Annotated in this window: 23 protein-coding genes and 1 pseudogene; 15 read left to right on the forward strand and 9 right to left on the reverse strand. The window is 64.7% G+C overall.

All coding sequences use genetic code 11. The features are described 5' to 3' along the window. Both Y887_RS05585 and Y887_RS05590 read right to left on the reverse strand, forming a co-directional pair. The coding region (locus Y887_RS05585; protein ID WP_046963401.1) for an NADH-ubiquinone oxidoreductase chain 4L at positions 1 to 190 on the reverse strand (190 nt) is incomplete at its 3' end. Continuing rightward, positions 190 to 3018 (reverse strand): monovalent cation/H+ antiporter subunit A, encoded by a 2829-nt coding sequence (locus tag Y887_RS05590; protein ID WP_046963402.1) that lies wholly within the window; start codon positions 3016 to 3018, stop codon positions 190 to 192. The genes Y887_RS05590 and Y887_RS05585, both read right to left, overlap by 1 nt. Positions 3019 to 3185: 167 nt before the next feature. On the opposite strand from Y887_RS05590, the gene Y887_RS05595 reads away from it, so the two are divergent. Then, complete coding sequence (locus Y887_RS05595) at positions 3186 to 4088, forward strand: NAD-dependent epimerase/dehydratase family protein (RefSeq protein WP_046963403.1); 903 nt, start codon at positions 3186 to 3188, stop codon at positions 4086 to 4088. Between the two features lie 120 nt (positions 4089 to 4208). Here the strand turns inward: Y887_RS05595 and Y887_RS05600 are convergent, their stop codons facing one another. The 5 genes from Y887_RS05600 to Y887_RS05615 all read right to left on the reverse strand — a co-directional run bounded on the left by Y887_RS05600 (position 4209) and on the right by Y887_RS05615 (position 10560). Continuing rightward, positions 4209 to 4694: an Mpo1 family 2-hydroxy fatty acid dioxygenase gene (locus Y887_RS05600; RefSeq protein WP_046963404.1), complete on the reverse strand. Its 486-nt coding sequence runs from the start codon at positions 4692 to 4694 to the stop codon at positions 4209 to 4211. A gap of 110 nt (positions 4695 to 4804) precedes the next feature. Beyond that, a complete protein-coding gene (locus Y887_RS05605; RefSeq protein ID WP_046963405.1) occupies positions 4805 to 6400 on the reverse strand; it encodes a M4 family metallopeptidase in 1596 nt (531 codons plus the stop codon). A gap of 422 nt (positions 6401 to 6822) precedes the next feature. Next, positions 6823 to 8694, reverse strand: a complete 1872-nt coding sequence (locus tag Y887_RS18660) for a C40 family peptidase (RefSeq protein WP_084725933.1) — start codon at positions 8692 to 8694, stop codon at positions 6823 to 6825. 51 nt (positions 8695 to 8745) lie between these two features. Beyond that, the gene (locus tag Y887_RS18665) at positions 8746 to 9408 is read right to left on the reverse strand and encodes a hypothetical protein (RefSeq protein ID WP_084725934.1); all 663 of its coding nucleotides are present in this window, start codon (positions 9406 to 9408) and stop codon (positions 8746 to 8748) included. A 225-nt stretch (positions 9409 to 9633) separates the two neighbouring features. Beyond that, on the reverse strand, positions 9634 to 10560 hold the full coding sequence (locus Y887_RS05615; RefSeq protein ID WP_046963406.1) for a phosphoribosylaminoimidazolesuccinocarboxamide synthase: 927 nt from the start codon (positions 10558 to 10560) through the stop codon (positions 9634 to 9636). A gap of 207 nt (positions 10561 to 10767) precedes the next feature. On the opposite strand from Y887_RS05615, the gene Y887_RS05620 reads away from it, so the two are divergent. Beyond that, positions 10768 to 11097, forward strand: coding sequence for a J domain-containing protein (locus Y887_RS05620; RefSeq protein ID WP_046963407.1), 330 nt, complete (start codon positions 10768 to 10770; stop codon positions 11095 to 11097). A gap of 119 nt (positions 11098 to 11216) precedes the next feature. Here the strand turns inward: Y887_RS05620 and Y887_RS05625 are convergent, their stop codons facing one another. Further along, complete coding sequence (locus tag Y887_RS05625) at positions 11217 to 12056, reverse strand: outer membrane protein (RefSeq protein ID WP_046963408.1); 840 nt, start codon at positions 12054 to 12056, stop codon at positions 11217 to 11219. Positions 12057 to 12185: 129 nt separating this feature from the next. On the opposite strand from Y887_RS05625, the gene rpe reads away from it, so the two are divergent. The 11 genes from rpe (at position 12186) to Y887_RS05685 (ending at position 22677) form a co-directional block, all read left to right on the forward strand. Then, on the forward strand, positions 12186 to 12857 hold the full coding sequence (rpe, locus tag Y887_RS05630) for a ribulose-phosphate 3-epimerase (RefSeq protein ID WP_046963409.1): 672 nt from the start codon (positions 12186 to 12188) through the stop codon (positions 12855 to 12857). Then, the gene (locus Y887_RS05635; RefSeq protein WP_046963410.1) at positions 12854 to 13345 is read left to right on the forward strand and encodes a GNAT family N-acetyltransferase; all 492 of its coding nucleotides are present in this window, start codon (positions 12854 to 12856) and stop codon (positions 13343 to 13345) included. The genes rpe and Y887_RS05635 overlap by 4 nt, the downstream gene beginning before the upstream one ends. A gap of 362 nt (positions 13346 to 13707) precedes the next feature. Next, entirely contained in the window at positions 13708 to 14637 is a 930-nt protein-coding gene (yegS, locus tag Y887_RS05640; RefSeq protein ID WP_046963411.1) for a lipid kinase YegS, read from the forward strand. A 458-nt stretch (positions 14638 to 15095) separates the two neighbouring features. Next, positions 15096 to 16571, forward strand: coding sequence for an anthranilate synthase component I (gene trpE / locus Y887_RS05645; protein ID WP_046963412.1), 1476 nt, complete (start codon positions 15096 to 15098; stop codon positions 16569 to 16571). Continuing rightward, entirely contained in the window at positions 16571 to 17632 is a 1062-nt protein-coding gene (locus Y887_RS05650) for a threonine aldolase family protein (RefSeq protein WP_046963413.1), read from the forward strand. Before trpE ends, Y887_RS05650 begins: the two co-directional genes overlap by 1 nt. A gap of 32 nt (positions 17633 to 17664) precedes the next feature. Next, positions 17665 to 18444 carry an SIMPL domain-containing protein gene (locus Y887_RS05655; RefSeq protein WP_046963414.1) on the forward strand — a complete coding sequence of 260 codons (780 nt, stop codon included), beginning with the start codon at positions 17665 to 17667 and terminating at the stop codon, positions 18442 to 18444. Between the two features lie 10 nt (positions 18445 to 18454). Then, positions 18455 to 19033 carry an anthranilate synthase component II gene (locus tag Y887_RS05660; protein WP_046963415.1) on the forward strand — a complete coding sequence of 193 codons (579 nt, stop codon included), beginning with the start codon at positions 18455 to 18457 and terminating at the stop codon, positions 19031 to 19033. 199 nt (positions 19034 to 19232) lie between these two features. Continuing rightward, positions 19233 to 19865, forward strand: coding sequence for a flavin reductase family protein (locus tag Y887_RS05670; RefSeq protein ID WP_046963417.1), 633 nt, complete (start codon positions 19233 to 19235; stop codon positions 19863 to 19865). A 125-nt stretch (positions 19866 to 19990) separates the two neighbouring features. Further along, positions 19991 to 21028 carry an anthranilate phosphoribosyltransferase gene (gene trpD, locus Y887_RS05675; protein WP_046963418.1) on the forward strand — a complete coding sequence of 346 codons (1038 nt, stop codon included), beginning with the start codon at positions 19991 to 19993 and terminating at the stop codon, positions 21026 to 21028. A gap of 142 nt (positions 21029 to 21170) precedes the next feature. Continuing rightward, on the forward strand, positions 21171 to 21968 hold the full coding sequence (gene trpC / locus Y887_RS05680; protein ID WP_046963419.1) for an indole-3-glycerol phosphate synthase TrpC: 798 nt from the start codon (positions 21171 to 21173) through the stop codon (positions 21966 to 21968). Next, a complete protein-coding gene (locus Y887_RS05685) occupies positions 21961 to 22677 on the forward strand; it encodes a haloacid dehalogenase-like hydrolase (protein ID WP_039423234.1) in 717 nt (238 codons plus the stop codon). Before trpC ends, Y887_RS05685 begins: the two co-directional genes overlap by 8 nt. Positions 22678 to 22993: 316 nt before the next feature. Here Y887_RS05685 and crp read toward each other — a convergent pair. Then, positions 22994 to 23687, reverse strand: a pseudogene (crp, locus tag Y887_RS05690) (cAMP-activated global transcriptional regulator CRP). A 137-nt stretch (positions 23688 to 23824) separates the two neighbouring features. Between crp and speD the strand changes: the two are divergent. Both speD and Y887_RS05700 read left to right on the forward strand, forming a co-directional pair. Beyond that, on the forward strand, positions 23825 to 24619 hold the full coding sequence (gene speD / locus Y887_RS05695) for an adenosylmethionine decarboxylase (protein ID WP_005990692.1): 795 nt from the start codon (positions 23825 to 23827) through the stop codon (positions 24617 to 24619). A 162-nt stretch (positions 24620 to 24781) separates the two neighbouring features. Beyond that, on the forward strand, positions 24782 to 25096 hold the full coding sequence (locus Y887_RS05700) for a DMT family transporter (RefSeq protein ID WP_005990694.1): 315 nt from the start codon (positions 24782 to 24784) through the stop codon (positions 25094 to 25096). Positions 25097 to 25194 lie beyond the last annotated feature (98 nt).

A 25194-nucleotide genomic window follows, 5' to 3' on the forward strand; every position in this document is an offset into this window, starting at 1 on the left:
CCACCGGCATGCCCTCGCGCAGTACCGGCGGCTGGCCGCTGCGCAGCCGTCCACCGGCGAAGATCAGCAGGTTGGTCGCGTACGACAGGAAGGTCATCCCCAGGATCACATCGAAGCTGCGCGCGCGCAGCAGCAGATAGATCGCCAATGCGGTGAGGACGCCGATCGCGCTTGCCACTGCCAATTCCATCAATGCTGCTCCGCGGTGCGTGTCGAACGTTGGGTGGGGTCGATCTCGCCGCGCTGCGAACTGCGCGTACGTGAGGGCTTGATCGTGCCCATCATCGACAGCATCAACATCGCCGCACCGAACACCACCAGGTACACGCCGATATCGAACCCCAGTGCGCTGGCCAGTTCCAGATCGCCCAGCAGCGGCAGCGGAATCTCCACATGCCCGCTGCTCAGGAACGGCAACCCGAACAGCAGCGAGCCGGCACCGCTGAGCAGCGCGCACAACAGGCCGATGCCGATCAGCCGGATGTAGTCGAAGCCGAAGCGCGATTCCACCGACGCAGTGCCCTGGATCACGTATTGCATCAGCAACGGCACTGCCAGCACCAGCCCGGCGATGAAGCCGCCACCGGGCGCGTTGTGACCGCGCAGGAACAGGAACAGGGACACGGTCAGCGTCAGCGGGAACATGATCTGCGCCAGATCCGCCGGCACCGGCAAGCGGATCGCCGGCCCGGGCATGCTGCGTTCCGGCGCCATGCGCGAGCGCCGCAACAGCGCATGCACCACCAACCCGGCAATCGCGAACACCGTGATCTCGCCAAACGTGTCGAAACCGCGGAAATCCACCAGGATCACGTTGACCACGTTGCGCCCATAGGCCTCGGGCAACGCGCGTTGCAGCAGTTCGCCGGCAACGGTGTGGCTGGATTGCGTCATCAAGGTGTAAGACAGCGCGGCCAGGCCGGCGCCGCCGGCGATCGCAAGGCAGACATCGCGGATCTTGCGCAGCCGGGCGCGCTCGGGAAGCGAGCGTTCGGGCAGGTAGTTCATCGCCAGCAGCATCAGCACCAGCGTCACCATCTCCACCAGCAGCTGCGTCAGCGCCAGGTCCGGCGCCGACAGGAACACGAAGGTCAGGCTGACCGCCAGCCCGGTGCCGCCGAGCACCAGCACCGCCAGCAGGCGCTGCCTGTACAGGAACAGGCTGCCCAGCGCACAGGCGATCATCAGCAGCCAGACCGTCCAGCCCAGCAACGGCATCGGCGTGGGCGCCGGCCAGGCCGGCAGCGCGCCGCCCTGCAGGAACGGCACCAGCGCCACCACCACCGCGCTCAGCACCAGCAACATCAGCATGCGCTGCAGATTGCCGTTGGTGATCGCGTCGGTCATGTGCGTGGTGGCGCTGAACAGCGCACGCAGGTTCCAGTGGAACATGGCCTTGCCGGGCGAACGGTTCTGCACCGCATACAGATCCAGCAGGCGGCGGATCGCCATGTACAGCAGCGTGCCGCCGATCATGCCGGCCACGCTCATTGCCAGCGGCCAGTTCAAGCCGTGCCACAGCGCCAGACTGTAGTCGGGCAATCGATCACCAAGAATCGCGCCGGCTCCGGCGCGCAGCACCGGCGCCACCGTCCATGCCGGCGCGATGCCGACCGCCAGGCAGATCAGCACCAGCACTTCCACCGGGATCTTCATCCAGCGCGGCGGCTCGTGCGGCGTGGTTTCCAGAGCGCGTGGGCCGTCGCCGAAGAAGGTGTCGTGCACAAACCGCAGGCTGTAGGCCACGCCGAGCAGGCCGGCCAGCAACGCGGCGATGCTCGCCAGGATGCGCATCAGCTCCGGCGCCTGGGTCTCCAGCGCCACCGCAAAGAACATTTCCTTGGACAGGAAGCCATTGAGCAGCGGAATGCCGGCCATCGCCAACGATGCGATGATCGCCAATGCACTGGTAAACGGCATCAGCCGGCGCAGATTGCCGAGCCTGCGCATGTCGCGCGTACCGGTCTCGTGGTCGATGATGCCCGCAGCCATGAACAACGACGCCTTGAACACGGCGTGGTTGAGGATGTGGAACACGCCCGCCACCACGGCCATCGGTGTCGACAGGCCGAACAGCATCGTGATCAGGCCAAGATGCGAGATGGTCGAGTACGCCAGCACGCCCTTGAGGTCGTGCTGGAAGATCGCGTGCCAGGCACCCAGCAGCAGCGTGATCGCACCGATGCTGGTGACGGTGTAAAAAAACAGATCGGTACCGGCCAGTGCGGGATGCAGGCGCGCCAGCAAAAACACACCGGCCTTCACCATCGTGGCCGAGTGCAGGTACGCCGACACCGGCGTGGGCGCGGCCATCGCCTGCGGCAACCAGAAGTGAAACGGAAACTGCGCGCTCTTGGTAAAGATGCCCAGCAGCACCAATCCCAATGCATACGGATACAGCGGGCTGGCGCGGATCATATCGCCGGCGGCCAGCACCGCATCCAGCTGAAAACTGCCGACGATGCGGCCGATCATCAGGATGCCGCCGAGCAGGGCCAGGCCGCCACCGGCAGTCAGCACGAACGCCATGCGTGCGCCTTCGCGTGCATCCTTGCGGTGCGACCAGAACCCGATCAACAGGAACGAGCTGATGCTGGTGAGTTCCCAGAACACCATCAGCAACAGCAGATTCCCCGACAGCACCATGCCGAGCATCGCGCCCATGAACAGCAACAGATAGGCAAAAAAGCGCGAAGCGCTATCGCGTGCGCTCAGGTAGTAATGCGCATACATCACCACCAGCGCGCCGATGCCCAGCACCAGCAGCGCGAACATCCAGGCCAGCCCATCGAGCCGCAGCGAGAACATCAAACCGATCTGCGGCAACCACGCATGCTCGCTGCCAATCACCTCGCCGCGCAGCACTACCGGCGTCAACGTGGCAAGCACCAGCAGGCCGGCCAACGGCGCGGCCGCCGCCAACCACGCAGTGATCGCACGTGGCGTGCGCGAGAACAGCGCGACGGCGGCGGCCATCAGGAACGGCAGCGCCAGCAGAATTTCCAGCGGAAAAGGCATGCAGGGAACACAGGATTCGCGAGCAGGCCAGAGAGCTTAACAAACCGTTGACTGACGTCAGTGTCAACGCCGGCGCCGCGCAGACGCGCAATTGCCGGCCAAACGGCGCGCGCATCGACGTGAGGGACTGGGTATGCTGCTGTCATTCAGGACCATGTCGTTGCCCCGTGACCGCCACCCATCCCGCTCCGTCCACCGCTGTTTCTGCACCGCGCGCCCTGGTTTTTGGCGGCAGCGGGCAGATCGGCGAGCGTCTGTTGACCCGGCTGCTGAGCCGCGGGTGGCAGGTGACGGCATGGTCGCGGCAGCCGCGTGCGGCGCGCTCCGGGTTGATCTGGCGGCAGGGCGATCTGGCTGTGCCGGCCGTTGCAGGCGATGCGTTCGAGGTGATCTTCAGCTGCGGGCCGCTGGACCACTTCGCCCGCTGGTATGCCGAAAACCCGGTGGTCGCACCGCGCATCGTGGCGTTCGGTTCCACCAGCGTGGAGGTCAAGGAGCATTCGATCGATGCGGCCGAGCGCGACGTGTCGCAACGGCTGGCGCACGCCGAACAGGCACTGTTTTCTGCGGCCATGGCGCGCGGCGCCACCGCCACCGTGCTGCGCCCGACCCTGGTCTACGGTGCCGGACGCGACAAGACGCTCACCCAGATTGCCGGCCTGGCCCAGCGCACCGGCGCCTTCGTGCTGCCGGCCAATGCCACCGGTCTGCGTCAGCCGGTGCATGTGGACGATCTGGCCAGCGCGGCGCTGGCGGTGATCGGCCAACCGGCGACCCAGCAACGCAGCTACGCGGTGGGCGGCGGCGAAGTGCTGGCCTACACGCAGATGGTGGAACGGGTGCTGCAGGCGCTGCCACGGCCGGCGCGGCTCTATCAGGTGCCGCCTGGCCTGTTCGGGCTTGCGCTCACTGCTGCGCAACGCCTGGGCCGCCTGCGTGGCATGAACGCGGCGGCGCTGCAACGCATGCGCGAGGACCTGGTATTCGACCTGGAACCGGCACGTCGCGATTTCGGCTATGCCCCGCGCGCGTTTCGCCCGCTGCCGGAAGAGCTCGGTATTGGCGAGTAAGGCCGTGCGTGCGAGTGCGGGGCGTAGTGGGTTCGATGTGCACCGCTGCAGCGCAGTGTGCGATGACATCAGACCACGCCTACATCCCTGCGCGACATGCCAAGCACGTCGCCGCCGGGCTCAGTAGCGCCACCCTAGCTGGCGATACACCTTGGCCAGCACCCAGATCGGCCCGATCAGCAGATAGGTCAGATCGGTCAGAAAGCTCGGCTTGCGGCCTTCGATCTTGTGGCCCACAAACTGCGCAACCCATGCCAGCACGAACACCGACAGCGCGGTGGCGAACAATCCGGTCAGCCCGATGCGGCCTTCGATCAACCGGCACAGGCAGCCGAAGAAGAAGAAGATGCCCAGCATGCCCAGCCCGAGCGGGCGCGACAGCCGGTTGTAATAGGACCACGCCGCAAACATCGACAGCGCTGCCCACACCCCGCTGCTGAACCAGGTGCCGCCCACCGGAATGCACCAGAGCAGGCCAACCACCGACCACAGGATTGCCGGCACTGCGACCACATGGATCAGCTGATTGGTGTCGTTGCGGTGATCGTCGGAATAGCTGGCGAAATAGCGTTCGATCGGTCGCGCGGTCGTGGTGCGTTCGGTCATGTTCCCTCCCAGGAATGACCCCAAGCATACGCGTGCGAACGGCTGCGGTGGCGTTCCACCGGTAACCGGGCCCCACCACGCAACACCGGCATGGCGAGGCCCGGACAGCATCAGTTGACCGACACCGCGCTCCAGGCGGCTGCGACAGCGCGGTACTGGCTGGAGGTGCCGCCATACAGATCGGTGGCCGCGCTCAACGTGGCCCGACGTGCGGCCGCGTAGTTGCTGGAGGAGGTCATGTAGACGGTGAGCGCGCGATACCAGATGCGGCTGGCCGCCGCCCGGCCGATCGCCGTCAACGCGGTATTGCCGTTGCAGACCAGTCCGGCCGGGGTGACGTTCCAGCTGGTACCGGCACCGAAGCCGCTCGGCACCACCGCGCCTTCGGCCAGCAGATAGTAGAAATGGTTGGCCACGCCGGAGCTGTAATGCACGTTGAGCGAGCCCAGGCTGCTGCTGTAGCAATCGGGCGAATCGCCATCCAGGCTCGGCTTGAACATGTAGCGCAATGCCAGCGTGCCGCCGCTGTTGCCCGGGATGATCTTCTCGCCGATCAGGTAATTGCCCGGCTGCGCGCTATTGTTGGCGGAGTACTCCACCATCGCGCCCATGATGTCGGACGTCGCTTCGTTCAAACCACCGGATTCGCCGGAATACACCAGACGCGCAGTCCGGCTGGTCACGCCATGGGTCATCTCGTGGCCGGCCACATCCACCGACACCAGCGGCGTGAACGTGCTGCCGTCGCCATCGCCGAAGGTCATGCAGAAGCAGCTGTCCTGCCAGAACGCGTTGTTGTAGCGGCTACCGTAATGCACGCGGCTGCGTGCACCGGCGCCGTCGTTGGCGATGCCGCTGCGTGCATGCGCGGTGCGGTAATAATCCCAGGTCAACGCCACGCCGTAATGCGCATCCACCGCCGCGGTCACCGTATCGCTGTTGGCACCGCTACCCCATGCATTATCGGCATCGGTGACCAAGGTGCCGTTGCCGGAGGTGCTGTTGCGCATGTTGTAGGTGGCACCGCTGCCGCGGCTCAGATCGGTCAACTCGTAACCGCTGCTGCACCGCGTCGTGGCCAACGCCACGCTACCGGCATACAGCGAGCGCCCGGTGCCGGCCGCGCTGGTGCCGCCTGCACACGCGGTATGCACCGTGTCCCAGGATTCGAGGATGCGTTGGTCCACTGCATCGACGATGTAATGCATTTCGGTGGGCGTCTGATCGGGTTTGATGCCGCTATAGATCACCTCGTACACCAGCCGCGGCGTGCCTTGGCGCGCGTACAGCGCAAGGCTTGCGCGTGGCGCGGCGGCTTGCGGTACGTCGAACTGCACACCCGCCACGCGCAGGGCGGTGGCGGCATCGATGCCGGGCAGCAGACTGGGACGGATGCTGGTCTCCATGGTCTGACTCAACTGGCGCATCACGCCGCGCCGCGAATGCACCACCACATCGCCGCCGATGACCGGCAATCCCTGATAGGTACGATCGAAGCGCACATGCTCGGTGCCATCGGCATCGACGATGCTGTCGCGCGCGATGAAGGCATCGGCTGGCGCACGATTGGCCAGCGCGGCGGCGTTGTTCCCCAGCAGCGACTGCGCGCGCGATACCGCCGCAGTGGTAGATAGATCAGCAGCGGTAGCGACAGCAGAAAACGATAGCGCGCAGCAGATGGCCGCGCCCAGGCGATGAAAATGCATGACGACTCTCTCCAGAAAACGTGCGATGCAAAGACCGGCAGCACCCCCCGACAGCCGGTCGCCGATGGCACCTCGGGTGCCGGCAGCTACGCTTGCACAGTCCCGAACTGGACAGTAGTAAAAGTTACGGATGTATTGCGTTCTGTGCGCCCGGCCTCTTTGCGCTGCGCAGCGCATCGCAGAGATGTGCCCGTCCCATTGCACGCAGGGCATTGTCCGGCGTGCATCCGCGCAATCTCTCTATCGCGCTCAGCACATCGCGTGGGTGATGCGCCGCCGGGTGGGTCGTGCAGCAGACAGTGACGGTGTGAATCGACGCTCCAACGCCCAAGGTCGCGTTTCTACCGAGTGCATCAAGCTGTGGCAGATAAAGTAGGTACAAGAAGCCGGCCATACAGGCCGGCTTCTTGGTAGCGCAGTACTCAGCGGCCGCCGATGGCGACCTTCTGCTGCTCTTCGTGCGCCTGTTGCTGCTGCGACTGGCCAGCCAATAGCTGCGCGCTGGTCTGCTCCAATGACGGGGCAGGCTGGTTCAGATCCACCGCCGCACGGAACCCTGGCGTGGTCCCCATCACGAATGCCTTGCCATCCTGCACCGTCACGTTCTGCAGTTTATCTGCGCTGTCGATGCCATTCTGCTTGGCCTGCAAAGTGACGTTGGCGGCGGTCTCGTTGGAGATCATGCTTGGCAGCTTGCTGCGGATCGCGTTGTGCAGCGCATGGTCCGGATGCGAGGCATCGTTGAGCGACGGGCCCTTCGGCGGCGCAACCGGGGCGTCGGCCGCTTTGGCCGCTGTCTGCGCAGGCGCCGATAACGCCGCCCGCGTATCGCGGCCCACGACACCGTCCGGCTGCAACCCATGCTGCTTCTGGAACGCCATCACCGCCTCGCGCGTGTTGTCGCCAAAGCGTCCATCCTCGGCAAGCCGATGTCCTTGTGCATCGCGCACGCCCAGACGGTTCAGATCCTGCTGCAGCGACTGTACTTCGTTCCCACGGGTTCCGTGCTTGAGCAGGTGATGAGAGCCCGTACCACTCGATCCCTGCTGAATTGGCGATACATTCGCAGGTGTCTGAGTGCGCGCTGCGGTGGGTTCAGCCGTGCCATGTAGCGGTGCGCGTACCTGGAACTCGGGTTTGGGAGTCAACGCACCAACGATACGCGTACCGCTGCCATCCCAGTAACCGCCGGGAGTGATCGTGACCTCGGCCGGCCCCGTGCTGCCCTGGGAACCGATGAACTGGATATTCCCCTTTGCGTCGTAGCCCTTGAAGATGCCGACATGCTGGCCCTGCGGCGACGAGAACATCAGGATGTCCCCCTGATGCAACGATCCATTCGGCTTGCGCGCCTCTGCGGCCGACGTGACGTCGAAATGTTCGCGCGCATAGGGCGTGATGTTGGTGCCGCTGAACAGCTTGGCGGTCGTAAAGGCGGCAGCATTCTCGCCAGGTACATCGTATCCGGCATTCTTGAGCCCCCGCCAGACGAAAGCGGAGCAATCCACTCCCCGCCGTCCATCGCCGTCGGCATCGCGCTCCAGCCGGCTGCTGTCTCGACCGGGGCGCGGGTTATCTGGACGCCCATACTCATATTTCTGATTTCCGCCAAGGAAGTGCTGATACGCCTCGTTATAAACGGCAGCACCACTGGCAGCTGCTGCGACCTGGCCGGCCACGGGGGTGTTCCCAGATTGTGCATTGGGTGATTGCGTTTGTACTGGCCCGGTTGTGGGGGTGTGCGAAGGTTGCCGGATGGTCTCTACCTCTCCTGCGCGCCAGCCCTCGAAACGCCGAATCCCATCTGCAAGTACCTCGCGTTCGCGCACACTCATCTGCCCGACGGTTTTCTCGCGCAAGTCCACGCCATGTCGATCGCCCTCGGCGAAAATCGCAGCCGCCTGTTCCTTATGGTGGGTCTTGCCACTGTAGTCAGCAGTTGAATAACTGGGCAGCATTTCTTCGACGGTCTTTTCTGCGAAGCGACGCTCCAGTAGTTGAATTTTGGCTGCGCGGCCGGCCTCGTAGCTTTCGAAGACCGCATTGCCCCATTGGTCCAGGCCAACGACACCCTGATAGCGGTTCTGCGCGGCATCGAGTGCCTGCTCACGGGTGCGTGGGTTGTGGACGGTCGTATCGGCACTTCCGGCGAACTCAAATTTAAGGTTGCCGGGATTGTTGTTGCGCCACGATACGGTGCCTCCGGAGCGCGTGATGACACTGCCATCGTCCATTTCCAGCGTACGCGTCGTACCTACGCTACTGACCACACGGGTAATTTTTGGATCCGACATGAGCTGTTCCTTTGCTAATTGGTTGGTCGACCCTGATGCGGATTGGATGATTCACAATCCGTTGGAAAAGACATCGAGTGCATCTGCACTCACCCATCCTTGCGCACAATTGCCAACGTAGTGTCCTGGTGCTGCTACGTGGCAGCTCTCGCTACTTGCAGGCTTCATCCGCTTGATCGGCCTGTCGCCATAGGTTTTGCACAATGCGTTGTTCTTGCACTTTGCAATGGTGTCCGCCGGAATTGCGGCGACGTAGTAATAAAGCGGGTTCTGTCCGGCGCGGCCGATCGCCTGGATGCAGACGAGCTGGCCTTGCGATAAATTTGCTGTAGCCGTTGCGCTACTGCCGGTGGCGGGCACGACATCCAATACATCAACTCCCTTCCCCAGGGCTACGCCAGCGAAAAATCCCTCATCGCCACAATCCGGTGAAAGCTCCACATCATAAAAATCACCGCTGTCGACATTGCCTGCTGTGCATCCTTTTGCAGCCTTTGCATCCGTACAGGTGACGCCTGTGGCCTGTATCAACGCGCCAAGTCTGTCGTTGATCGCCGGCGCTGCAGGTGTCGTGGTTTTCGCGGGTGCGACTGGCGCCACGACAGGGGCAGCAGATTCGCCGGCCGTGCAGGCGCTCAGTGCGAACAATAAACCGGGGGCCACCGCACTGCGGAAAGCAGGCAGCATGCGGAGGAGGTGATTTGACCGAGCCATTGCGACCTCGTTGGACAAGAGGGCACGCCATCGCGGCGAGCGTAATGGAAACAAAATTGGCTGCGCTTGTGTGCAGTGGCCGTCATGAAGTTTCACATGCAACCACCAGCTTGGCCTCAGCTGGCAGTCGCTGGACTCATAGCGCGCCGAGTGTGTCAGCGCTCTAGTCATAACGGCGTCAGCGTGATGAGACGCCTTACAAGCCTTTAAATCGGGGGCAAGCCATCAATCGACCGAAATGCCCGCCAGCCGCTGCAATGCCTCGGCGTATTTGGCGCGGGTGCGGTCGATGACATCGGCCGGCAGACTCGGGCCCGGTGCGGTCTTGCCCCAGTCCAGCGTCTCCAGATAATCGCGCACGAACTGCTTGTCGTAGCTTGGCGGGCTGGTACCTACTTCATACTGATCGGCCGGCCAGTAACGCGACGAGTCCGGGGTCAGCATCTCGTCCATGATGTACAGGCGGCCATCGGCGTCGGTGCCGAATTCGAACTTGGTGTCGGCCAGCAAGATGCCGCGTTCGGCGGCAAAATCCGCAGCGAAGCGGTAAATGCGCAAGGTGGCATCGCGCACGCGTTCGGCCAGTTCGGCGCCCACGGTCTTGACCATCGCATCGAAGTCGATGTTTTCGTCATGGTCGCCGACAGCGGCCTTGGTCGAGGGGGTGAAGATCGGCTCGGGCAGTTTCTCGGCCTGGCGCAGGCCGTCGGGCAATTCGATGCCGCTGACCTTGCCGGTGCGCTGATAGTCCTTCCAGCCGCTGCCGATCAGATAGCCGCGTGCGATGGCTTCCACCGGCACCGGCTTGAGCTTGCGCGTGACCACGGCACGTTTGGCATAGAGCGTCGGGTCCACACCGTCGGGCAGTACCTGTTCCACCGCGATGTTGACCAGGTGGTTGGGCATCAGGTGTTCGGTCTTGTGGAACCAGAAATTGGAGACCTGGCACAGCATCTCGCCCTTGCCGGGGATCGGGTCCGGCAACACCACGTCGAACGCGGACAGGCGGTCGGTGGCCACCATCAACAGGTAGTCGCCGGGCGGCGCATCGGCGGGCAGGCGGTCGCGGGGAATATCGAAGACATCGCGGACCTTGCCACGGTGACGCAACGGCAGGCCGGGCAGATCGGATTGCAACAGCGTGGTCGACACAGGCACTCCTAAGGACGTCGCTATGACGCTGTCCCCGGGACCCGGCGGGCCCGCGGGTGTGCAGCGGGCCGCGTAGTGTACGGCGCTTCGGCGCGCCCCGCTGGATTTATTGGCCGCCGCCGCACACCCGGTGTCGACGGCCCGTCAGCCAGGCCGGGCGGGCGTTCGGGTAAGATCGCCAGCCCGCCTTGCCGCCCCCGATTGCTCATGTCCTGGTACGGAAAACTGCTCGGCGCATTGGCCGGCGCCTTGCTGTTCCGCGGCGCGCCCTTCGTGGGGCTGATGATCGGCCTGGCCATCGGGCACGCGGTGGATGCCGGCTGGTTCAAGCGGCGCGCGGAAAACCCGTACGAAGCCCTGGGACTGGAGCCGGACGCCACCACGGCCGAGATCGATCTGGCCTATCGCCGGCTGATGTCGCGCTACCACCCGGACAAGGTGGCCAACGCCGACCCGGAAGCCCGTCGCCAGGCCGAAAAAAAGGCCAGCCAGATCAACGCCGCCTACGACCGGATCCAGCGGCTGCGCAAGCGTTGACTGGACGAGTTGACCGCCTGGCGCGTTCGAACGTTCGCAGCACGCCAGGTCGCCGCGCATCCCAGAAAGAAACAGCGCCACCCAGGCCCAGCCCGGGTGGCGCTGCCATCAGGCCGGCATCAGAAGCGATACGTCGCCGTCAGCCGCACTGCATTGGTGGAAAAGTCGGTATCGGTGCGGCGCAGGTCGGTGCCGGCCGGATTGACGCGCAGGAACGGGTTGGTGGCCGGCGCGGTGCCCGGCCCCACGCGCACGCGGGTGTCTTCGTCCTGCAGGCGGGTGAACAGGTATTCCACGCCTACCGAGACATGGTCGCTCAAACGACGCTGCAGGCCGACGCCGGCCTGATAGCCGTCGGCGCTATCGCCGCCGCTGCCGGTGAAGCTGTTGGCGGTATTGCTGCTGGCAAAGCTGTGGTCGAACTCGCCGCGCGCCACGCCGGCGGTGAAGTACGCCAGGTAATCGCCCTGCTGGCCGAAGGCATAGCCGATCCGTCCGCGCAACGCAGCGGTGCGGTTGAGCTGGCGGGTGAAGGTGTACAGCGCAGGCGTGGTGCTGAAGGCGCTGACGCTGTCGCGGATGTCGTTGCGGGTGTACTCGGCCACGACGCCATAGACCCAGTTGCCGGCCTGCCAGTCATAGCCCAGCCGCGCCCCGTATTCGGCGCCACCCTTGTCCTTGCTGCAGCCGCTGGCCGGTGTGCGCCCGGCCGCCGCACCGCCGCAAAAGCCGGGCGAGAAGGCATCGGCACCGGTGGCGGTGCTGACCTGGTCGCCGTCGCGGCCATCCAGGTCGGTATCGAAGCCGAAACGGCCGCCGGACACGCCGGCAGGATCGGCACCGCCCACATTGGCGCCTAGGGAAAAGCCGGACCAGTCGGCCGGGCCGGTTTGCGCCCAGGCGGGTGACGCGATGGCCAGCAACACGATGGCGGCGGAGGCGAGCGGGGTGGTTTTCATGGAATCTCCTCAAGTCGGGCGCAGCGCGCCGGTCAAGGGCATACGCAGATGGGCCCGCCACGGATGCACGCCTTTCCTCGGCGGGCAGGGGTTGCGACAATGGGGTTTCCGTCTTCCTACGAGCTGCCCATGCAATCGACGGCGATCGCCCCGTCCATCCTGTCCGCCGATTTCGCCCGTCTTGGCGAAGAGGTGAACAACGTCCTCAAGGCCGGCGCCGACTGGGTGCACTTCGACGTGATGGACAACCATTACGTCCCCAATCTGACCATCGGCCCCATGGTGTGCCAGGCCCTGCGCAAGCACGGCATCACCGCGCCGATCGACGTGCACCTGATGGTCGAGCCGGTGGATCGCATCGTGCCGGATTTCGCCGAGGCTGGCGCCACGACCATCAGCTTCCATCCCGAAGCCAGCCGCCATGTGCATCGCACCATCCAGCTGATCAAGTCGCACGGCTGCCAGGCCGGGCTGGTGCTCAATCCGGCCACCCCGGTGGACATTCTCGATTGGGTGCTGCCGGAGCTGGATCTGGTGCTGGTGATGTCGGTCAACCCCGGCTTCGGCGGGCAGGCGTTCATCCCGTCGGCACTGGATAAATTGCGCGCCATCCGCAGCAGGATCGATGCGCTGGGAAAACCGGTCCGGCTGGAGATCGATGGCGGGGTCAAGGCCGACAATATCGGCGCAATTGCCGCCGCCGGCGCCGATACCTTCGTGGCTGGCTCGGCGATCTTCAATGCGCCCGACTATGCGCAGGTGATCGCGCAGATGCGCGCGGCGGTGGATGCGGTGCGATGAGCCAGCCGGCGCCGCAGATCCGTCCCGCCACGCCCGACGATGTGCCGCTGTTGCATGAGCTGATTACCGCGTTGGCCATCTACGAGCGCGAGCCCGACGCGGTCAAGGCCACCCCCGAGGACCTGCACGCCAGCCTGTTCGGCGACGGCGCCACCGCGCATGCGCTGATCTGTGAGCAAGACGGCCAGGCACTGGGTTTTGCGGTGTATTTCTTCAATTACTCGACCTGGCTGGGCCGCAACGGTCTGTATCTGGAAGACCTGTTCGTGCGCCCGGAAGCGCGCGGCAAGGGCGCCGGCCTGAGGCTGCTGCGGTATCTGGCCCAGTTGGCGGTGCAGCGTGGCTGCGGACGTTTCGAGTGGTCGGTGCTGGACTGGAATCAGCCGGCCATCGACTTTTATCAGGCGGTCGGCGCCCGCCCGATGGACGGTTGGACGGTGTACCGGCTCGATGGCGAGCGCCTGGCCGCATTTGCCGCAGGCGGTTGACCGCGGCCGACAGGCCCGGGGGAGCAGTCGAAAGCTGGATGCGGACGGCGCCCCCAGCGCGGGAATCCGCCCGTGGTCCATGCCGTTACGAGTACTGTCAGGCCCGCCTGACGCTGAGCGCAGTCGTTGTCGATCGCTGCGAGCCGCGCATCGCGCACAAAAGGAAGGCCGCTCCACCCGGAGCGGCCTTCAAGAAAATTGGAGGCTGATCCTGCCTCCGCCCGTCGTCCCTGCTATGGCCTTCTACTCTCCGGGTCGTCGATGACATGCCCATGACAGCCCGATGGCATGACGTATTCACGATCCACCCATTGGCGCGCTGCTAGCCTGCGGCCACCACTCCCACAGCATCGGCAGCGCGCATGGCCCCGTCCCACTGGCGTCTGATCCTCAACGGCAAGTCCACCGATAATCTGGACCTGCGTGAGGCGGTGGGGGAGTTGCGCAACCGCGGTGTGCAGCTCGAGGTGCGCGTCACCTGGGAAGAGGGCGACGCCGAACGTTACGTTGCCGAAGCGGTCGCCGATGGCGTGCAGACGGTGGTGGCCGCCGGCGGCGATGGCACCTTGAGCGAGGTAGCCGCCGCGCTTGCGCACCACCACGGCGATGCCGACAGCCTGCCATCGCTGGGCCTGGTCCCATTGGGCACCGCCAATGATTTCGCCACGGCCGCCAACGTGCCGATCGAGCCGCTGCATGCGCTGAACCTGATTGCCGAGCGCCCCGCGCACGCGATCGACCTGTTGCGCATCGACACCGCACATGGCCCCCACTGGTGCGCCAATGTCGCCAGCGGCGGCTTCGGGACCCAGGTCACGGTGGAAACCGACGAAGGCTTGAAGAAGATGCTTGGCGGCCTGGCCTATCTGATTACCGGGATGTCGCGGCTGGGCCGGATCGACCCGATCAGTGCCCGTTTTTCAGGTCCGGATTTCAGCTGGGAAGGCGAGTTCATCGCATTGGGCCTGGGCAACGGGCGCCAGGCCGGCGGTGGTCAGGCGTTGTGTCCGGAGGCCTTGATCGACGATGGGCTGCTCGACGTGACCATCGTGCCAGCGCTCAACGGCGAGGTGGCCGCCACGCTCGGCACCCTGGTTACTGGGGGCAAGCAGGCGGCGTTGGAACGCGTCGCTGTGCGCGCGCGGCTGCCCTGGCTGGAAATCCTCTCGCAACAACCGCTTACGCTGAACCTGGATGGCGAACCGGAAACCTCGCTGCATTTCCATATCGACTGCGTTCCGGCGCGACTGCGGATGCATTTGCCGGTGGACTGTCCGTTGCTGAGCGCGTGAGCGCTGGGAGCCGTGATGGGTGAGCCAAGGCGTGGGGATTGGTAAAACTGACCCTGCGGTGCGCACTGCCTAAAGCCCCTCTCCCCGCGGGAGAGGGGTTGGGGTGAGGGTCCCCGCGCCAACACCCATGCCGACACCAGGCGCCCCTCGCCCTGCGCCAGCGACTCACAACGCCTGACCTGCAGTGCACAGATGCATGACCAAAGGCGCGCGCTGCCCGGAGCGATACCAGTCCGCATCGGACGCCTTGCCCGACAACCCCCAACCTGCCCAACCCAGCTTCGCAATGTGCACCGCAGTTGCCTGCGCGCCTGCTGCCCTGGAGCGGCACTTGCGCTACAGTAGTCGCGTGTCCCGCCTGACGACCCCACGCTCCTTCTCTTCCGCTCGCCGCTGGTGGCGATGGTGGCCCGTTGCCGTCGTCCGCCCCGCCACAGAGTCCCGGAAGGAAAGTCGTCTTGATCACTGCAGAGCAGTTCCAGCGCCAAGCCGCTGAAGGTCACACCCGTATCCCCGTTGTCCGGCAAGTGCTGTCCGACCTGGACACGCCGCTGTCGGTCTATCTGAAGCTCGCCGACGGCGCCTACACCTATCTGTTCGAATCGGTCGAGGGCGGTGAGCGCTTCGGGCGCTATTCCATCATCGGCCTGCCGGCACGGCGTGTGTACAGCTTCCGCGGTCATACCCTGGAAGTCAGCGAGCACGGCGAAGTGCTGGAAACCCGCGAGGTCGCCGACCCGCTGGCCGAAGTGGACGCCTTGCGCGCCGAGCATTCGGTGCCGCAACTGGAGGGTCTGCCCGGCTTCACCGGCGGGCTGGTGGGCTGGTTCGGTTTCGAATGCATCCAGTACATCGAGCCGCGCCTGGGCAGCGGCGACAAACCCGACGAACTGGGCACGCCCGACATCCTGCTGATGCTCTCCGAAGAGCTGGCGGTGTTCGACAACCTCAAGGGCCGGCTGTATCTGATCGTGCATGCCGACCCGCGTCAGCCGCAGGCCTACGTGCGCGCAAACCGCCGACTGGACGAGTTGGCGCACCGCCTGCGGCAGGGCGGCGCCGGGTATCCGCAGGCGCAGATTTCCGATGCCATCGACGAATCGGATTTCCATTCCTCGTTTACCCGCGAGCAGTACCACGCGGTGGTGCGCAAGGCGCAGGAATACGTGCGCGCCGGCGATATCTTCCAGGTGGTGCCATCGCAGCGGTTGCGCGTGCCGTTCCGCGCGCGCCCGGTGGATGTGTATCGCGCCTTGCGTGCGTTGAATCCCTCGCCGTACATGTACTTTCTCGATGTCGGCGGCACCCAGGTGGTGGGCTCCTCGCCGGAAATCCTGGCGCGCCTGCGCGATGGCGTGGTCACCGTGCGGCCCATTGCCGGCACCCGCCCGCGCGGCGCAACGCCGGAGCTGGACAAGGCGCTGGAAGAAGAATTGCTGGCCGACCCGAAAGAGCGCGCCGAGCACGTGATGCTGATCGATCTGGGCCGCAACGATGTCGGTCGCGTCGCCGAACCGGGCACGGTCAAGGTGGGCGAGCAGTTCGTCATCGAACGCTATAGCCACGTCATGCATATCGTCAGCGAGGTCACCGGCACGCTCAAGGCCGGCCTGAATTACAGCGACGTGCTGCGCGCCACCTTCCCGGCCGGCACCGTCAGCGGCGCACCGAAGATCCGCGCGCTGGAAATCATCCGTGAGCTGGAGCCGGTCAAGCGCAACGTCTACTCCGGCGCGGTCGGCTATATCGGCTGGCACGGCGATGCCGACACTGCGATTGCGATCCGCACGGCGGTGATCCAGGACGGTTATCTGTACGTGCAGGCCGGCGGCGGCGTGGTCTACGACTCCGATCCGGACCTGGAATGGCAGGAGACCATGAACAAGGGGCGCGCGCTGTTTCGCGCCGTCGCCCAGGCCGCCAAGGGGCTGTGATGGACGGGCAGGGCAGCGCTGCGCGCATCAGCTTCCGCAACGACTACAGCGAAGGCGCGCATCCACGCGTCTTGCAGGCCTTGACGCAGGCCAGCGCCGAGCAGAACGGCGGCTATGGCACCGATCGGCATAGCGAACGTGCTGCGGCATTGATTCGCGGCGCCATCGCGCAGCCGCAGGCCGCCGTGCAGTTGCTGGTGGGCGGCACGCAGACCAACCTGATTGCGATCAGCGCGTTCCTGCGCCCGCATCAGGCGGTGATTACGGTCGACGCAGGGCACATCGCCACGCACGAGACCGGTGCCATCGAAGCCACCGGCCACAAGGTGCTCACCGTACCGGCGCTGCACGACAAGCTGACGCCGGCATTGATCCAGTCAGTGCTTGCGGTGCACAGCAACGAGCACATGGTGCAGCCGCGGCTGGTCTATCTCTCCAACAGCACCGAAAGCGGCACCATCTACACGCGTGCCGAGCTCGAAGCGTTGTCGCGCTTCTGTCGCGAACGCGATCTGCTGCTGTATCTGGACGGCGCGCGGCTGGGCGCAGCGCTCACCGCCACCGGCAACGATCTGGATCTGCCAACCATTGCCGCGCTCACCGATGCGTTCTACATCGGTGGCACCAAGAACGGTGCGCTGCTCGGCGAAGCCCTGGTCGTGATCCATCCCGCCTTGCAGGCCGATCTGCGCTATCTGGTCAAGCAACGCGGCGCGCTGCTGGCCAAGGGCATGGTGCTCGGCGCGCAGTTCGCCACCTTGTTCGAAGATGGCTTGTTCTTTGAACTGGCCGCACATGCCAACGCCATGGCGCAACGCCTGCGCGCCGGCCTGCTGGCAGCGGGCGTGGAATTCACCAGCGACTCGCCGACCAATCAGCAATTCATTGCCGTCACCGCGCAGCAGGCCGAGCGGCTCGCGCAGCGCTACGACTTCGAGCGCTGGGAAACGCGCGGCGACGGGCGCCTGGTCATTCGCTTCGTCACATCGTGGGCGACGACAGCTGACGCGGTCGATCGCCTGTGTGCGGATGTCGCCGCGCTTCATCGCCGCGTGCCGTGAGCATGCGCACCAGTCATCAGGGAGAGAAAGAGATGAAGCAACTCACGCGTTGGATGCTGGCCGCGTTTTTCGCATCGCCGTTGCTTGCGGTGGCGCAGGTTAATAGCCTGCCGTCGCAGCCACATCTACTGGTAAAGGGGGAGGCCGAGCGTGAGGTGATCCCTGATCGCTTCACCGTCAAGTTGGCGCTGGAAGCGACCAATCAATCGCCGGACTTGGCACGCACCCGCGTGCAGACTGATGCCACCTCCGTCTTGACTGCATTTGCGCAGCACAAGGCGCTAAGCCAGAGCGTGCAGGCGTCTACCTTGTCGATAGAGCCTGAATATCAGTACGAGAACGATCGCAAGGTCTTTAAGGGCACCAAGGTGGAACGCACCTTGTCTGCCGACTTTTCGAACTTGGACGATGTGCGTCAGTTTCTGGCTGGTTTGAAGACCACCCAGTCGCTGCAAGTGTCCGGAATAGTTCCGGCCTATACCAAGGAAGCCGAAGTGCGCGCTGAACTCAAGCGTGAAGCGGTCGAACGTACGCGTAGCTCCGCGCGCCAGCTGGCCAGCGCTTATGGCGTGTCGTTGGGCGGGCTATATACGATCTCCGAAGTCGCGCCAAACTTTGCTTATGGGATCCAGGCCGGCACTTGGCGAAACGAACGCCGAAATTTTGCCTATTCCAATTCGCTTGATGCTGTGCAGGTGAGTGGCAGTCGTGCTGCGCCATCGCCGATGGTAGCGCCGATCGCAGAGTCACTTGAAGCCGGCAGCCTCACCTTCACCGAAAACATCTATGCGGTCTTCCTGATCGCGCAATGAGTCCCTTGCCATGCTGCTGATGCTCGATAACTACGACAGCTTCACCTACAACCTTGTGCAGTACCTGCAGGCGCTGGGTGCCGAGGTCACGGTGGTGCGCAACGATGCGATGAGCGTCGACCAGATCGCCGCGCTCAAGCCCGAGCGCATCGTGATTTCGCCCGGCCCGTGCACGCCCAATGAGGCGGGTATCTCGTTGCAACTGATCGAGCAGCTCGGCCAGACCACGCCCATCCTTGGCGTGTGCCTGGGGCACCAGAGCATCGGCCAGGTCTACGGCGGCGACGTGATCCGCGCCGGCAACATCATGCATGGCAAGACCTCGCCGATCCGCCACGAGGGCAAGGGTGTGTTCGCCGGCCTGCCGGACAGTTACGAGGCCACGCGCTATCACTCGCTGGTGGTGGACAAGACCACGCTGCCGGATGCGCTGGAGGTCACCGCGTGGACCGAGAATCCGGATGGTTCGGTGGAGGAGATCATGGGGTTGCGCCACCGTCAGTTTCCGGTGGAAGGCGTGCAATTCCATCCCGAGTCGATCCTGACCCAGCATGGTCATGCCCTGCTGAAAAACTTTCTGGAGCGTTGATCGCGATGCGCGCGACGCATGTTTCCGCCAGCGGCGCGGCCTGCATCGGCATCCATGCACCGGCGCGGTACCGGCGCCGGCACGGCTGCCGACAGCGCAAGGCGCAGTGGATCGCTGACGGCTTCACTGCCGCACGCAGACATCGCTTCCTCGCCGAGCAAGGCCTGCGTGCCTGGCACTTACCCAAGGTCGCTTCGCGATGAACACGTCCAACGACAGCATGCATTTCTACGAACCGGCGCAAGGCCACGGGCTGCCGCACGACCCGTTCAATGCCATCGTCGGCCCGCGCCCGATCGGCTGGATCGGCTCGCGCAGCGCCGAGGGCATCGCCAATCTGGCGCCGTATAGCTTCTTCAACGCCTTCAACTACACCCCGCCGATCGTCGGTTTTGCCAGCATCGGGCGCAAGGACAGCCTGCGTAATATCGAAGCGACCGGCCAGTTCACCTGGAATCTGGCCACACGCCCGCTGGCCGAGGCGATGAACGCAAGCGCGGCGATGGTCCCGTCGGAGGTCGACGAGTTCGCGCTCGCAGGGGTGCAGATGGCGCCGTCGCGCGTGATCGATGCGCCGCGTGTCGCGGCAAGCCCGGTCAGTTTCGAGTGCCGGTTGAGTCAGCTGCTGCAGTTGCACAGCGCAAGCGGTCAGGCCGTGGAAACCTGGTTGGTGCTCGGCGAAGTGGTAGGTGTGCATCTTGCGCATGCCGCGCTCGAGGACGGCGTCTACGACCCGGCCAGGGTGCAGACCATTCTGCGGGCCGGTGGTCCGGCCGATTATTTCGAAGTGCAGCCGCAGGCGCGCTTCCGCATGCGTCGGCCCGGCCAGTGACCGGCTGACCGCGTCGATTCGGTCCTGCGCACCTGGCTGCCTGTACCAGCCCAGCGCGCTGACCCCTGCGCGACACACTGCAGGCCACGCCTGCAGCCGTTTTCCACCTGTCTATGGCCGTTCCCATGCCCATCACGCCCCAAGAAGCCCTGCAACGCACCATCGAACACCGCGAGATCTTCCATGACGAAATGGTGGATCTGATGCGGCAGATCATGCGCGGCGAAGTCTCCGACACGATGGTCGCTGCCATCCTCACCGGGCTGCGGGTCAAGAAGGAAACCATCGGCGAGATTGCCGGCGCCGCCACCGTGATGCGCGAGTTCTCGCGCCGCGTGGAGGTGGGCGATCGCCAGCACATGGTCGACATCGTCGGCACCGGCGGCGATGGATCGCATACCTTCAACATTTCCACCTGCGCGATGTTCGTGGCCGCCGCCGGCGGTGCCAGGGTGGCCAAGCACGGCAACCGCAGCGTGTCCTCCAAATCCGGCAGCGCCGACGCGCTGGAAGCATTGGGCGCGGTGATCGAACTGCAGCCCGAGCAAGTCGCCGCATCGCTGGCACAGACCGGCATCGGTTTCATGTACGCGCCGGTGCATCATCCGGCCATGAAGGTGGTGGCGCCGGTCCGTCGTGAAATGGGCGTGCGCACCATCTTCAACATCCTGGGCCCGCTGACCAACCCGGCCGGTTCGCCCAACATCCTGATGGGCGTGTTCCATCCGGACCTGGTCGGCATCCAGGCGCGTGTGCTGCAGGAGTTGGGCGCCGAACGCGCACTGGTGGTGTGGGGGCGCGACGGCATGGACGAACTCTCGCTCGGTGCCGGCACCCTGGTGGGCGAGCTGCGCGACGGCCAGGTGCGCGAATACGAAGTGCATCCGGAAGATTTCGGCATTGCCATGTCGGCCAGCCGCAACCTCAAGGTGGCCGATGCCGCGCAGTCGCGCGCCATGCTGCTGCAGGTGCTCGATAACGTCCCCGGCCCGGCGTTGGACATCGTTGCGCTGAACGCCGGCGCCGCGCTGTACGTCGCCGGCGTCGCCGACAGTATCGCCGCCGGTGTCGCCCGCGCCCGCGCCGTGCTGGCCGATGGCTCGGCGCGCGCGCGGCTGGACGCCTATGTCGCCTTTACGCGTCAGCTCGGCGCATCGCGCTGACCCTGCATCCGGCCGCAACGTTGCGGCAATCGCGCGGCCGCATCCTCACCCTTCCGACGGGCATGCGGCGCATGGTCGCGTGCAGCAACGGCCCGTTGTGGCCGTCTTGACCGATAATGCCCGCCCGCCAGGACCCGATACCATGAGCGATATCCTCAACACCATCCTCGCCCGCAAGGCCGACGAAGTCGCCGAGCGCAGTGCGCGCGTGCCACTGGCCGAGCTGGTCGCACGCAGCGCAGACCTGCCGCTCACGCGCGGGTTCGCCGCGGCCATGCAGGCCAGCATCGCTGCCGGCGACCCGGCCGTGATCGCCGAAGTGAAGAAGGCCAGCCCGTCCAAGGGTGTGATCCGCCCGGATTTCCATCCGGCCGACATCGCGGTCAGCTACGAGTTCGGCGGCGCCAGCTGCCTGTCGGTGCTGACCGATGTGGATTTCTTCCAGGGTTCAGATGCCTATCTGCGCCAGGCGCGCGAGGCCTGCACGCTGCCGGTCCTGCGCAAGGATTTCACCGTCGACCCGTACCAGGTCTACGAAGCGCGCGTGCTGGGTGCCGACTGCATTCTGTTGATCGTCTCGGCGCTGGAAGACGCGCAGCTGGCCGATCTGTCCGGATTGGCGATGCAGCTGGGGCTGGACGTGCTGGTGGAAGTGCACGACATCGACGAGCTCGAGCGCGCGGTGCAGGTGCCGGTGCCGCTGGTCGGCATCAACAACCGCAATCTGCGCACCTTCGAAGTGTCGCTGCAGACCACGCTGGACATGCGCGCTGCGGTGCCGCGCGACCGCATCCTGGTCACCGAAAGCGGCATCGTCACCCACGCCGACGTGCAGTTGATGCGCGGCCATGGCGTGAACGCGTTTCTGGTCGGCGAGACCTTCATGCGTGCGCCCGAACCCGGCGAGTCGCTGCGTCAGCTATTCTTCGCGCATGACTGAGTCGTTTCCCGCACCGCGCGACGATGCGCCGCTGGTGGTCTTCGATTTCGACCACACCTTGTACGATGGCGATTCGGGCAGCCATCTGTTCGCCTGGTTGATCAAGCGCAATCCGCTACGTCTGCTGGTTGCGTTGCTGGCCTCGCCGATTCTCGGACCCATGGTGGCAATGCTGCCCACCCGCCGCCGCGGCGTGTCCGGCTACGTCTGGATCGCCACCTTCGGCCTGCACCGTGCGCGCGAGTTCAATCGTTTCATCGACGCTTACGTGCTCAAGCACGAAGCGCAGATCCGGCAGCGTCTGCTTCCGCATGCATTGAAGGTCTTCACCGACCACCGCGCTGCTGGCGATCGCGTGGTGGTCGCCACCGGCGCGCCGCCCGAGCTGGCGCGCGCGATTCTCGGCTTCGTGGCCCATCAGGACGTGCCGGTGATCGGCAGCCTGGTCGGGCCGCGGCTGGGTGCGGTCACCGCGCGGCGCCACTGCCACAACGAAGAAAAGATGCGCATGCTGCGCGAGCGCGGCTACGCCGACATCGCCATCGCGTATTCGGACAGCACCGCAGACCTGCCGTTGTTGAAGGCCGCACGCGCACCGGTGGTGGTCAATCCCAAGGCCAATCGCGAAGACCTGTTCCGGCAGGTGCTGCCCGCCGGCACCCCGATCCTCAACTGGGGTTGCCGCGACCGTGGTGGCAAGGCGCTCTGAGGCGGCCGCAAGCGTCTGGATGGCAGATTGCGTGCAACTGGCCAAGACATCGCCCGGTCGCACCCACAGGCCACCCGTCTCGCAGGCGATGGGTCAGCAGACGCCTGAGGTCGCTGCGATCAACGGATCGTCAGGACTGTGATGCAATCGCGGTGCAGACCGTGCGGCCTGATCGGTTGCGAACTCTCTTATAAGAGGTATCGCGCAAAAACCGCGCCGCTGCGTGGTGCCAATCGAGCGCAAAAGCACAGCGGCACGGCCTTGGTGCTGCCATCGGCACGCAGCCAGTGCACTGGGCACTGGCTGCGCCGTGCGCTTAGCGCGTGCCGTACAGCACGACGGTCTTGCCGCGTGCATGCAGCAGGCCATCGGCCTGCAGCTTCTTGAGCACACGTCCGGCCATTTCGCGCGAGCACCCGACCAGGCGTGCCAGCTCCTGCCGCGAAACACGCAGCTGCGTGCCCTGCGGATGGCTCATCGCTTCCGGTTCCTTGGACAGGTCGTGCAAGGTGCGCACGATGCGATCGGTCACATCCAGGAACGCCAGGCGGCTGGCTTTCCTTGTGGTATCGAGCAACCGTTTCGAAAGCTGAACGCCCAGCGCGTACAGGATGCGGGGGGGCATCCGGCGACAGGCTGGTCTGAAACAGCTGCTGCAGGCGCTCGTAGCTGATCTCTGCCAACTCGCACTGGGTGCGGGTGCGCAGGATCACTTCGCGCGTATCGGATTCGATGAACAACCCCATCTCGCCGACGAACTCGCCGCTACCGAAGTAGCCCAGCACCAACTCACGATCGTCATCTTCCTCGGCAATGATGCTCACCGAGCCGCTGATCACGTAGTAGAGGGTGCCGGCCGGGTCTCCTGGCCGGAACACATCGGTCCGGGTCGGATAGCGCCTGCGGTGGCTGTGCGCCAGAAAACGCTCGATGGTGCCCGCGTCCAGCGCCAGTGAAGGGGTAGCGTTACGTACCGTCGTAGTGACAACCGTCGTGTTTCCTGGGCTCATGGTAGTTCCGCGTGTAATTCCTGAAGCTTAACGGCATGAGTCATGCAAGGTAAACCATTCTCAACATCGGCATTTCGTTGCTGGGATCTTTGGCTCATAATTGACTCCTTTCCCGCTTTCCATAAGGACAGACCGACGTGGTCAAGCCGTTGCCTCGCCTGAGGCTACAGGGGTTCAACAACCTCACCAAGGCGTTGAGCTTCAACATCTACGACGTCTGTTATGCGCGTACCGAGGAAGAGCGTCAGCGCTACATCGAGTATATCGATGAGCAGTACGACGCCGATCGTCTGACGCAGATCCTGACCGATGTGGCCGAGATCATTGGCGCCAACATCCTCAATATCGCACGTCAGGACTACGATCCGCAGGGTGCATCGGTGACGATCCTGATCTCCGAAGAGCCGGTGATCGACAAGAAGCAGGCCGGCAAGGAGCTGATCTCCGACGCCGTGGTTGCTCATATGGACAAGAGTCATATCACTGTCCATACATACCCGGAGACGCATCCGCAGGAAGGCATTGCCACGTTCCGCGCCGACATCGATGTCGCCACCTGTGGCGTCATCTCGCCGCTGAAGGCGCTGAACTACCTGATCGAGAGTCTGGAATCGGACATCGTGATCATGGACTACCGCGTCCGTGGCTTCACCCGCGATGTGAAGGGCAAGAAGCACTACATCGACCACAAGATCAACTCGATCCAGCACTTCCTCGCCAAGAACGTGAAGTCGCGCTACGAGATGTTCGACGTGAACGTCTATCAGGAAAACATCTTCCACACCAAGATGCACCTGAAGGACTTCGACCTGGACCAGTACCTGTTCGAGGAGCGTGCCAAGAACCTGTCGTTCAAGGAGCGCATGAAGATCGAGACGCTGCTCAAGCGCGAGATCGAAGAGCTGTTTCATGGGCGTAACCTGAGCGAGTAATCGTCAGGAACGACCGGTTGCGCGCATGTTTCAGGCGCGTCAACGACTCAAGGCGGGACGGCCCGCCACGCGATGACCTCGCGTTCCACAGCCGACGGCGGCCCAGTGTGCAGACACTGGGCCGCTTTTTTTTTGTCCGTTTTTTCTGTGAGGAGTAATGCAATGCCCTGGATCTATCTTGTACTGGCCGGCCTGTTCGAAATCGGCTTCGCCATGGGCCTGAAATACAGCGACGGGTTTACGCGGCTGTGGCCAACCGTGCTGACGATCGGCCTGGCCGGCATCAGCCTGTGGTTTCTGACCCAGGCGCTGAAGACCATTCCGGTCGGTACCGGCTACGCGATCTGGACTGGCATCGGCGCACTGGGCGTCACCATCGCCGGCATCGCCCTGTTCGGCGACAGCGCATCGTGGTCGCGTCTGGCCTGCATCGGGCTGATCGTCGCCGGGGTGATCGGGTTGAAGTTGGTGTCGTAGTCAGCTCCGCTTCGCGGTTCTGACCCCCAAGATTTGCTTCGCAAATCTTGGGCCCCGACGTCGTGGCTACCTATCCCCGCGCCTTCGGCGCGCCCCCT

It is taken from the genome of Xanthomonas pisi DSM 18956 (assembly GCF_001010415.1).
Taxonomy (GTDB): domain Bacteria; phylum Pseudomonadota; class Gammaproteobacteria; order Xanthomonadales; family Xanthomonadaceae; genus Xanthomonas; species Xanthomonas pisi.